This window comes from Mesorhizobium sp. CC13, from assembly GCF_039907765.1.
Taxonomy (GTDB): Bacteria; Pseudomonadota; Alphaproteobacteria; order Rhizobiales; family Rhizobiaceae; genus Aminobacter.
In genome coordinates, this window is the sequence record NZ_JARDJI010000012.1 from 128079 (window position 1) to 139011 (window position 10933).

Annotated in this window: 10 protein-coding genes; 1 reads left to right on the forward strand and 9 read right to left on the reverse strand. The window is 66.2% G+C overall.

Annotated elements, in window-relative coordinates:
- Positions 1-41: 41 nt before the first annotated feature.
- From PV773_RS16910 to PV773_RS16950, 9 genes are all read right to left on the reverse strand, one after another.
- Positions 42-296, reverse strand: coding sequence for a formate dehydrogenase subunit delta (locus PV773_RS16910; protein WP_347967468.1), 255 nt, complete (start codon positions 294-296; stop codon positions 42-44).
- Entirely contained in the window at positions 286-1113 is an 828-nt protein-coding gene (gene fdhD / locus PV773_RS16915) for a formate dehydrogenase accessory sulfurtransferase FdhD (protein ID WP_347967469.1), read from the reverse strand. The genes PV773_RS16910 and fdhD overlap by 11 nt, the downstream gene beginning before the upstream one ends.
- 156 nt (positions 1114-1269) lie before the next feature.
- Positions 1270-4149 carry a formate dehydrogenase subunit alpha gene (gene fdhF / locus PV773_RS16920; protein WP_347967470.1) on the reverse strand — a complete coding sequence of 960 codons (2880 nt, stop codon included), beginning with the start codon at positions 4147-4149 and terminating at the stop codon, positions 1270-1272.
- Positions 4150-4160: 11 nt separating this feature from the next.
- Entirely contained in the window at positions 4161-5717 is a 1557-nt protein-coding gene (locus PV773_RS16925) for an NADH-quinone oxidoreductase subunit NuoF (protein ID WP_347967471.1), read from the reverse strand.
- On the reverse strand, positions 5714-6193 hold the full coding sequence (locus tag PV773_RS16930) for a formate dehydrogenase subunit gamma (RefSeq protein ID WP_347967472.1): 480 nt from the start codon (positions 6191-6193) through the stop codon (positions 5714-5716). Before PV773_RS16930 ends, PV773_RS16925 begins: the two co-directional genes overlap by 4 nt.
- Positions 6194-6336: 143 nt before the next feature.
- Positions 6337-7236, reverse strand: a complete 900-nt coding sequence (locus tag PV773_RS16935) for a LysR family transcriptional regulator (RefSeq protein WP_347967473.1) — start codon at positions 7234-7236, stop codon at positions 6337-6339.
- A 149-nt stretch (positions 7237-7385) separates the two neighbouring features.
- Positions 7386-7763 (reverse strand): VOC family protein, encoded by a 378-nt coding sequence (locus PV773_RS16940; protein WP_347967474.1) that lies wholly within the window; start codon positions 7761-7763, stop codon positions 7386-7388.
- A 49-nt stretch (positions 7764-7812) separates the two neighbouring features.
- Positions 7813-8337, reverse strand: a complete 525-nt coding sequence (locus PV773_RS16945; RefSeq protein WP_347967475.1) for an SRPBCC family protein — start codon at positions 8335-8337, stop codon at positions 7813-7815.
- A gap of 36 nt (positions 8338-8373) precedes the next feature.
- The gene (locus tag PV773_RS16950; RefSeq protein ID WP_347967476.1) at positions 8374-8787 is read right to left on the reverse strand and encodes a VOC family protein; all 414 of its coding nucleotides are present in this window, start codon (positions 8785-8787) and stop codon (positions 8374-8376) included.
- Between the two features lie 211 nt (positions 8788-8998).
- Between PV773_RS16950 and PV773_RS16955 the strand changes: the two genes are divergently transcribed.
- The gene (locus tag PV773_RS16955) at positions 8999-10168 is read left to right on the forward strand and encodes an Mrp/NBP35 family ATP-binding protein (RefSeq protein WP_347967477.1); all 1170 of its coding nucleotides are present in this window, start codon (positions 8999-9001) and stop codon (positions 10166-10168) included.
- Positions 10169-10933: the final 765 nt, after the last annotated feature.

A 10933-nucleotide genomic window follows, 5' to 3' on the forward strand; every position in this document is an offset into this window, starting at 1 on the left:
TGGCCCGACCGCCTTGCTCGAATGTCCCGGTCGGATGGTTTTCAGGCGGCGTCCTGCCTGGGGCGCCTGATCTTGGCGGCGGCCTCGACCACCGTCGGCTTCATGCCCGCGCCGCCGGCATCGACCATCTCGAAGAACTGGCGCCGCATGCGCGGGTCCCAGAACTTGTTGATGTGCTCGGCGATGCCCGCAACACTTTCGTCATGCGGCTTGCTATCGAAGAACGTGGCGATCTGGTTCGCCATGTAGACGAGCTTCTGCTTGGTGCTCATCCTGTCTTCGTCATCATGCGACATTTTTCGCGGCTCCGGTATTCACACGGTCGGGGTGGGTGAAGATGTCGAAATCGTCGCCGCGCACCAGCGCGACGAGCGTCATGCCCGCCTGTTCGGCGGTGCGGATGGCAAGTGCGGTGGGCGCCGAGACGGCGATGATGAAGGGCGCGCCGATCGCCGCCGTCTTCTGCACCATCTCGACCGAGACGCGGCTGGTGACGACAACCGCGCCCAAGCCGCCGTCGATGCCGGCCCGGCTCAGCGCGCCGGCCAGCTTGTCGAGCGCGTTGTGGCGGCCGACGTCCTCGCGTGCCGCCACCACGCCCTTGCCGGGCACGTAGAAGCCTGCGGCATGCACCGCGCCCGTCTCGGCGTGCAGCGGCTGCATCTTGGACAGCATCTTCACCGCCTGCACGATGTCGTCGGCGCAAAGGTGGAGCGTCGGCCGGTGCACGTCGCAGACCGAGCGCATCGCCTCCTCGATGGATTCGATGCCGCACAGCCCGCAGCCCACCGGGCCGGCGAGGCGGCGGCGCCGCTGCTCGAAACGGGTGTTGGCCTTGTCGAAGAGCCTGATCTGGATGTCGATGCCGGCCTCGACGTCGAGCACCTCGATGGCCTCGATCTCGGCGGCCGTTCCGACGATGCCTTCGGTCAGCGAGAAGCCGAGCGCGAAATCCTCGAAATCGGCCGGGCTCGCCATCATCACCGCATGCGTCGTGCCGCCATAGGACAGCGCCACCGGCGTTTCCTCCGGCACCATGCGGTTGGCCACCGACGTCCCGCCCGCCCGGCGGGCGAGGCGGGAGGTCTGGGTGATGGCGGGGCGGTCGGTCATGGCAGCGACACGGTCTTGTATGAACGATGCCCCTCATCCGCCTGCCGGCACCTTCTCCCCGTGAAGGACGGGGAGAAGGACGAAGCTCCGGCGTGGATGTCTCCCTCTCCCCGCGTGCGGGGAGAGGGTAGGGGTGAGGGGCAACTCAGCAACGGGCTACTCCGCCGCTTCCATGTGGCCGGCGATGCGACGGCTCTGCTGCGCCTGCTCGTTATAGTCCTTCTGCCAGTCCGAAGGACCGTTGGAAGGCGACACCTGCACCGCCGTCACCTTGTATTCCGGACAGTTGGTTGCCCAGTCCGAGAAGTCGGTGGTGATGACGTTGGCCTGCGTATCGGGGTGGTGGAAGGTGGTGTAGACCACGCCCGGCGACACCTTGTCGGTAATCGTCGCCCTGAGCGTCGTCTCGCCCGAGCGGCTCTGCAGCCGCACCCAGTCGCCGTCGCGCAGGCCGCGGTTCTCGGCGTCGTGCGGGTGGATTTCCAGCACGTCCTCGGCATGCCAGGCAACGTTTTCGGTGCGCCGGGTCTGGGCGCCGACATTGTACTGGCTGAGGATGCGGCCGGTGGTGAGCAGCAGCGGGAAGCGCGGGCCGGTCTTTTCGTCCGTCGCCACATATTCGGTGCGGATGAACTTGCCCTTGCCGCGCACGAAGCCGTCGATGTGCATGATCGGAGTGCCTTCCGGCGCCTTGTCGTTGCACGGCCACTGCACCGAGCCCATCTTCTCCAGGAAGTCGTAGGAGACGTTGGCGAAGGAGGGCGTGGTCTTGGCGACCTCGTCCATGATCTCGGACGGGTGCTTGTAGGCCCAGTTGAGGCCCATCGCCTGGGCGAGCTTCTGCGTCACTTCCCAGTCGGCATAGCCGTTCTTCGGCGACATCACTTTGCGCACGCGGTTGATGCGGCGCTCGGCGTTGGTGAAGGTGCCGTCCTTCTCGAGGAAGGTCGAGCCGGGCAGGAAGACGTGGGCGTAGTTGGCGGTTTCGTTCAGGAACAGGTCCTGCACGACCACGCATTCCATGGCGGCGAGGCCGGCCGAGACGTGCTTGGTGTCGGGGTCCGACTGCAGGATGTCTTCGCCCTGGATGTAGATGCCCTTGAAGGTGCCGTCGACGGCGGCGTCCAGCATGTTGGGGATGCGCAGGCCGGGCTCGTCGTCCAGCTTCACGCCCCACAGGCTGTCATAGATGTCGCGTACCGCATCGCCCGAGATGTGGCGGTAGCCCGGCAGTTCGTGCGGGAACGAGCCCATGTCGCAGGCGCCCTGCACGTTGTTCTGGCCGCGCAGCGGATTCACGCCGACGCCCTTGCGGCCGATATTGCCGGTCAGCATGGCGAGGTTGGCGATGCCGATGACGGTGGTCGAACCCTGGCTGTGCTCGGTGACGCCGAGGCCGTAGTAGATCGCGCCGTTGCCGCCGGTGGCATAGAGCCGGGCTGCGCCGCGGATGGTTTCGGCCGGCACGCCGGACAGCTTTTCGACTTCCTCCGGGCTGTGGCGCGGATCGGAGACGAATTCGGCATAGTCCTGGAATTCCGACCAGTCGCAGCGCTCGCGGATGAACTGTTCGTCGAACAGCCCTTCGGTGACGATGACATGCGCCAGCGCGGTGACGACGGCGACGTTGGTGCCCGGCTTCAGTGCCAGGTGGTGCGCTGCCTCGATATGCGCCGACTTCACCATTTCGGTGCGGCGCGGATCGATGACGATCAGCTTGGCGCCGGCGCGCAGCCGCTTCTTCAGCCGCGAGGCGAAGACCGGGTGGGCCGAGGCCGGGTTGGCGCCGATGATCAGCGCGACGTCGGTGTGCTCGACCGAATCGAAGTCCTGCGTGCCGGCCGAGGTGCCGTAGGTCTGGCCGAGGCCGTAGCCGGTCGGCGAGTGGCAGACACGCGCGCAGGTGTCGACGTTGTTGTTGCCGAAGCCCTGGCGGATCAGCTTCTGCACGAGGAAGGTTTCTTCATTGGTGCAGCGCGAGGAGGTGATGCCGCCGATGGCGCCGCGTCCATACTGGTACTGGATGCGGCGGAATTCCTTGGCCGTGTGGGCGATCGCCTCTTCCCACGACACTTCGCGCCACGGATCGGCGATGTTCTCGCGGATCATCGGGTTGAGGATGCGCTCCTTGTGGGTGGCATAGCCATAGGCGAAGCGGCCCTTGACGCAGCTGTGGCCGCGGTTGGCCTTGCCGTCTTTCCACGGCACCATGCGCACCAGCTCCTCGCCGCGCATCTCGGCCTTGAACGAGCAGCCGACGCCGCAATAGGCGCAGGTGGTGACCACCGAATGTTCGGGCTGGCCGATCTGGATGACCGACTTCTCCTGCAGGGTCGCCGTCGGGCAGGCCTGCACGCAGGCCCCGCACGACACGCACTCGCTGTCGATGAAGGCTTCCTGCATGCCGGCCGACACGCGGCTGCCGAAGCCGCGGCCCTCGATGGTCAGCGCGAAGGTGCCCTGCACCTCTTCGCAGGCCCGCACGCAGCGCGAGCAGACGATGCACTTGGCCGGGTCGTAGGTGAAGTACGGGTTGGACTCGTCCTTCGCCATCCAGTTGAAGTTCTCGCCGCCGTCGCGCTTGGCAAAGACGTGGTTCTCGCCCTCGTAGCCGTAGCGCACGTCGCGCAGGCCGACCGCACCGGCCATGTCCTGCAGCTCGCAGTCGCCGTTGGCCGCGCAGGTCAGGCAGTCGAGCGGGTGGTCGGAGATGTAGAGCTCCATCACGCCCTTGCGGATGTCCTTGAGCCGGCCGGTCTGGGTGTGCACGACCAGCCCCGGCGCGACCGGGGTGGTGCACGACGCCGGCGTGCCGGCGCGGCCCTCGATCTCGATCAGGCAGAGACGGCAGGAGCCGAAGGCGTCGACCATGTCGGTGGCGCAGAGCTTCGGGATTTCGATGCCCGCCTCCATCGAGGCGCGCATGATCGACGTGCCTTCGGGCACGGTCACCTCGAAGCCGTCGATGGTGAGCGTGACCTGCTTTTCGGATTTGGAGGCAGGGGTGCCGAAGTCGATTTCGTGGATGAGACCCATGATGCTGTCTCCTATTCCGCTGCCTGAGCGACCGCTGCCGGCCGGAAGTCTTCGGGGAAATGGTTGATGGCGCTCATCACCGGGTAGGGGGTGAAGCCGCCAAGGGCGCAGAGCGAACCGAACTTCATCGTGTTGCAGAGGTCGCTCACCAGCGCGAGCTGCTTCTCCGGCTCGATGTTGGCCTTGAGCTTGTCGAGCGTCTCGACGCCGCGCGTCGAGCCGATGCGGCAGGGCGTGCACTTGCCGCAGCTCTCGATGGCGCAGAACTCCATGGCGAAGCGCGCCATCTTCAGCATGTCGGCGCTGTCGTCGAACACGGTGATGCCGGCATGGCCGATCAGGCCGTCCTTGGCCGCGAAGGCCTCGTAGTCGAACGGCGTGTCGAACAGCGCGCGCGGGAAATAGGCGCCAAGCGGGCCGCCCACCTGCACCGCTTTCACCGGCCGGCCGCTGCGCGTGCCGCCGCCGATCTCGTCGACGATCTCGCCCAGCGTCAGGCCGAAGGCCACCTCGAACAGGCCGCCATGCTTGACGTTGCCGGCGATCTGGATCGGGATGGTGCCGCGCGAGCGGCCCATGCCGAAGTCCTTGTAGTACTGCGCGCCCTTGTCCATGACGATCGGCACGGAAGCGAGCGAGATGACGTTGTTGATGACGGTCGGCTTGCCGAACAGGCCTTCGATCGCCGGCAGCGGCGGCTTGGCGCGCACCACGCCGCGCTTGCCCTCGAGGCTGTTGAGCAGCGAGGTTTCCTCGCCGCAGACATAAGCGCCCGCACCCGAGCGGATCTCGATGTCGAAGCCTTGGGAGGATCCGAGAACGCTCTTGCCCAGGACGCCCGCTTTCCTGGCCACCTCGACCGCCTTGGTCATGGCGGCGATGGCGTGCGGATATTCGGAGCGGATGTAGACGTAGCCCTTGGTGGCGCCGGTGGCGAGGCCGGCGATCGCCATGCCCTCGATCAGCACGAAGGGATCGCCCTCCATGATCATGCGGTCGGCGAAGGTGGCCGAGTCGCCCTCGTCGGCGTTGCAGACGATGTATTTCTGCTCGGCGGCCGTATCGAGCACGGTCTTCCACTTGATGCCGGTCGGGAAGCCGGCGCCGCCGCGGCCGCGCAGGCCCGATTCGGTCACCTGCTTGACGACGTCGGCGGGCGCCATCGCGACTGCGTTGCGCAGGCCGGCGAGGCCGCCATGGGCCTCGTAGTCGGCCAGCGACAGCGGATCGGTGATGCCGCAGCGGGCGAAGGTCAGGCGCGTCTGCTTGGCGAGGAAGGGCAGCTTTTCCGGGTCGCCCAGCGACAGCTTATGTGCACCACCGGTGGCGAGGCCGGCGTCGAACAGCGAGGCGACGTCCTTGGCTGACACCGGACCGTAGGCGACGCGGCCGGATGCGGTCGCGACCTCCACCATCGGCTCCAGCCAGTACATGCCGCGCGAGCCGTTGCGCACGATCCTGGCGTCGATGCCGCGGGCGGAAACTTCCTTCTCGATCGCCTTGGCGACCTTGTCGGCGCCGAGCGCCAGCGCGCCGGAATCGCCGGGAACGTAGATCGTCACGCTCATGAGCGCACCTCCTCGGCGATCTCGTCGATCTTGTCGGCGTCGAGACGGCCGATCACCTCGCCGTCGAGCATGGCCGAAGGCGCGCAGGCGCACAGGCCGAGGCAGTAGACCGGCTCCAGCGTCACCGCGCCGTCCTTGGTCGTCTCGTGGAAGTCGATGCCGAGCTTCTGCTTGATCTGGGCGGCGATGGCGTCGCTGCCCATCGACTGGCAGGCCTCGGCCTGGCACAGCTTCAGCACGTGGCGGCCGGCCGGCTCCTTGCGGAAGTCGTGGTAGAAGGTGAAGACGCCGTGCACTTCGGCGCGCGACAGGTTGAGCGCCTCGGCGATGATCGGCAGGGTTTCCTGCGGAACGTAGCCGAACTCTTCCTGGACACCATGAAGGATCGGGATCAGCGGACCCTCGAGATTCCTCAATTCGCTGATCACCGCAGATGTCCTCGCGGCGACATCGGTACTTGCAGGCTGCATGACCACGCAGCGCCCTCCCTGACATTCGCGCCGTTCCCTTGGGCGCCATGTTCCTATTGAACCCGATCCCTGGGGCCGGAATCAATAAAGCTGTTTCGTCACATGATAAAAATTTTCTATCGAGTGGACGACCGAGGGGGGAGTCTAGCTCATGAGTTGCGGCGGAAATCGCCTGCCAGCGTCATGGCTTCGTCAAGCAGCGCCTGCACCAGCGTCGTGTTCGGATCGCGCCGCGCCACCACCAGGCCGACCGTGTGGCTGGCGTCGGGCTCGACGATGGGAATGGCCCGGATCGGCTCGGCGAAGCCGAAGGTCTCGGCGAGGTTGAGCGGCATGATCGACGACCACTTGCCGGTCCGGATGTGGGAAAACAGCACGATCATCGAATTCGATTCGAGCGTCGGCCTGACCTGCACGCCGGCCTCGGCGAGGTGCTGGTCGATGATGCGGCGGTTCTGCATGTCGGGGGTCAAGAGGCAGAGCGGCAGCGTGCTCACCTCTTCCCAGGTCACCTTGTCGCGGTCCGAATACTCGTTGCCCGCCGCGGTGATCAGCTGGTAGCGCTCGGCATAGAGCGGCACGCTGGTGACGCGCCCCAGCGGCTCGTTGTCGAGATAGGTGATGCCGGCGTCGATCTCGAAATTGCCGAGCAGCGACAGCACCTCGATCGAGGTGCGCGACAGGACCGAGAAGGTCACGCCCGGATGCTTGTCGCGGAACGGCGTCGTCAGCTTCGGCACCATGGCGAGCGCGGTGGGGATGGCGGCGATGCGGATGCGCCCCGACAGGCCGTGGCGGGCGGCGCGCATCTCCTCGCGCATGGCGCGGGTGTCGCCGACGATGCGGCGCGCCCATTCCAGCACCTGCCGGCCCTCCGGCGTCAGGCCCTGGAAACGCGAGCCGCGCTGCACCAGCATCACGCCGAGGATGTCCTCGAGCTGCTTGATGCCGGCCGACAGCGTCGGCTGGGTGACGCGGCATTCCTCGGCGGCGCGTCCGAAATGTTGTTCCCTGGCGAGGGCGATGAAGAATTCCAGCTTGTCGATCATGCTGCGAAGCTATCTGGAGCCGTCAGCTTGCGCCAGACTGGTTGCGCCGTGGCCGGGCGGGTTACTTGCAGTTGGGGGCCAGCGGTGGTGTGGGATAAGCTTGGACCATCGCTGGCAGGCCAACCTGTGCACGACGCGCGGCACCCCCCCTACCGGTTGATCAGGTTCAGAATGTTTCCGTCCGGATCCTTGAACCACGCCACCCTGATGTCGCCGAATACATGGATGTCGCCCTCGAGCTTCGTCTCCGGCATGTCGTAGTGCTCGAAGCTTATGCCCTTGGTCTTCAGCTCACTGACCAGGCCGTCGATCCTGTCGCCGACCGCCCAGGTCACGGCGGTGGCCTTGTTGGTCCCGGCGAATTCGGAGCGATAGACGTTGACGAGCGTGTCGCCGCTCTTCAGCACCGAGACCTCCTCGCCCATGTGGTCGACCTCCTCGAGGCCGAGCGTGTCTTGGTAGAATCGCTTGGCGCGCGCCATGTCCTTGACCGCCAGATTCGCGACGGCGTTCACGTGACCGAGCATGTCGTTCTCCTTCCGTGCGTTCCCCTCCGCTGCTTCATGCGAGGGCCGGTCACCGTTCGGCGATGGCCTTCAGGTTGGCGAGGCCCTTCTCAAAATCCTTGCCGACCATCTTGTCGAAGTTCATGAACACCTGCATCAGCTTGGCCATGAACGGGTTGGGCCCATGCATCGACCAGGTCACGCGGCTGCTGCCGCCCTGCGGTTCGATGGCGAATTCGGCGACGTTGTGGGCCTGGAAGGGCTTCAGGAAGTCGAGCTTGATGACGATTTCGTTGGGCGCCGAGATGTCGGTGATCTCCATGCGGCCCTGGCCGACCTTCTTGTTGCCGCTCCATTCGTAGACGGCGCCTTCGCCGGCTTCCGCGCCGCTCATCGTCCGCTTGAGGTCGGGGTCGAGCTTCTCCCACGGCGACCAGTCCCGCCAGCGGCGGAAGTCGTTGATGAGACCGAAGATCGTCTCCGGGGCGGCGGCGATGTCGGCGCTGCGCTTCAGCATGAAATGGCTCGGCTTGGACGCCGCGATCGCGAGGATCGCCAGGACGACGAGGCCGAGAATGATTGCGACGAGCTGCATGTCATGATCTCCGTGGCGGGCGTGTGTTCGCTGTGCCTATTCTTGGGCGTTGCCGCTGCTGATCATCCAGGGCGTGCCGAACCTGTCCTTCACCATGCCGAAGCCCTTGGCCCAGAAGGTGGGTTGAAACGGCATGTTGACGGTGCCGCCGTCGGCGAGTGCCGTAAAGACGCGCCCGGCCCGGCCGAGGTCGCCCAGGTCGACCGACACCGAGAATCCGCTCATATCGCTGGCATATTGCGGCGGCGCGTCGGAGGCCATCAGCGCCTGGTCCCCGATCGAAAGCTGTACGTTCATCACCTTGTCCAGCCATTCGGCCGGCACGCTGCCTTGGCCGGGTTCGTCGCGATAGGTGCCCATGCCGGCGATTTCGCCGTCGAACAGCCCGGCATAGAATTCGAAGGCCTCGCGGCAGTTGCCGTTGAAGAAGAGGTAGGTCACGAACTTCATGGCTTCATCTCCCTGTGGACAGGTATCTGTGCCCCAAGGACGCGGCCGGCGGCGCTCACCCGACACGCCGAAAGAACTTATTTCTCCGCCAATAGATGGGGCGGCCGGCGGGGTTGCCAACCGGCAAGGGGGCGGGCTGCCATTTCGGGTAGTTGGTTCTTCGACCAAACTGCATTATCTGAAACCCAACAGGGAGCAGTGCGTTCGCCAAATGACAGTCACCAAGGAAGCCGTGCTTGAGCATCTCAGGACCGTCAACGGCCCCGATTTCACCGGCAACATCGTCGAGCTCGGCCTCGTCTCGGAGATTTTCATCGCCGACGGCAAGGTGTTCTTCTCGATCACCGTGCCGGCCGCCCGCGCGCAGGAGATGGAGCCGCTGCGCGCCGCGGCCGAGCGCGTGGTCAAGGCCATCCCCGGGGTCAGCGGCGCCGTCGTCGCGCTGACGGCGGAAAAGAAGGGCGGCGGCATGGAAGCGCCGGTTCCGCCGCGCCCCGCAGCACCTCGCCCGGCGCCCGCCGCGGCCCCGCGGCCGGCGCCGCATGCGCCTGCCTCGCAGAGCCAGGGCAAGCGCGGCGTGCCCGGCATAGCCTCGATCATCGCGGTTGCCTCCGGCAAGGGTGGCGTCGGCAAGTCGACGACCGCCGTCAACATCGCGCTCGGCCTCGCCGCCAACGGCCTCAGGGTCGGCGTGCTCGACGCCGACATCTACGGTCCGTCCATGCCCAGGCTGCTCGGCATCCATGGCCGCCCGGAAACGGTCGACGGCAAGATCCTCAAGCCGATGCAGAATTACGGCCTCAAGGTCATGTCCATGGGCTTCCTCGTCGACGAGGAGACGCCGATGATCTGGCGCGGGCCGATGGTCATGTCGGCGCTGACCCAGATGCTGCGCGAGGTCGAATGGGGTCCGCTCGACGTGCTCGTCGTCGACATGCCGCCCGGCACCGGCGACGCGCAGCTCACCATGGCCCAGCAGGTGCCGCTGGCGGGCGCGGTCATCGTGTCGACGCCGCAGGACCTGGCGCTGATCGACGCGCGCAAGGGCCTCAACATGTTCAGGAAGGTCGACGTGCCGCTGCTCGGCATCGTCGAGAACATGAGCTACTTCGTCGCCCCCGACACCGGCAAGCGCTACGACATCTTCGGCCATGGCGGCGCGAAGAAGGAGGCGGAGCGCCTCGGCGTCACCTTCCTCGGCGAAGTGCCGCTCGAGATGCAGATCCGCGAGACCTCCGACACCGGCAAGCCGGTCGTCGTCTCCAACCCCGACGGGGCGGGCGCGAAGGTCTATCGCGACATCGCCGCCCGTGTCTGGTCGCGCCTGCAGGAAGAACAGGCCGCCTCGGAGGCGGCAACGCCGACCATCGTCTTCGAATAGGCGAGGGGTCTTTCGCAGGATCGACTGGCGCGGCTCCTGGCGGCCGGGCCTTCAGTCCCCGTGAGCCGCGTTCCGCGCGACGATGCTCGAGCCGGCGCCTTTGGCGCGGCCGGCGTGAACTGCCTTTCCACGGGCTTGCGATTTTTTGGGGGCTCAACTCGTTTTGTCGCCGTTCGTCACCGGTGGCGACACACTCCTGGCCCCGCGCAATCGCATTTGAACTTACCCCCACCCCTAACCCCTCCCCACAAGGGGGAGGGGAATTCCGTGGCACGGCCGGCACGCGCCAATCGTCGGCGACTTTGGTGGCAAAGGGCGGAGATGGTCCCCCTCCCCCTTGTGGGGAGGGGTTAGGGGTGGGGGTATGGGACCGCCAAACCTCAAGGCGATGTGATCGCGCCCCATCAATGGGGAATTTGCAGCCCCGCCATGGCATCTCGTCCTGCACCCCTGGCAAGATTGCCTACTCTGTCTTGCTCGCGATTTGGCAGGTGGGCATATGAAGGCCTGATCTACCCCCTTGGGGGAGATGGGCGGCAGCCCAGAGGGGGTGCGAAGGAATGCAACGCTGAAGGTCTGCTCCCCGAACCGGCTCAGGATGTCCGCCTATTTGTCAGGAACTCTGTCAGCAGACCGCGTGGAAAAACCGCTGCGTTTTTCCACCCCCTGAAAACCTCCCGTATCATTTTCCTCGCGATCTTCCACGGGACCCCGGTGCGCACCGGGCATCGGGGGGAAGCGCCGGTGCCGGGCTGGCGGGAGGTC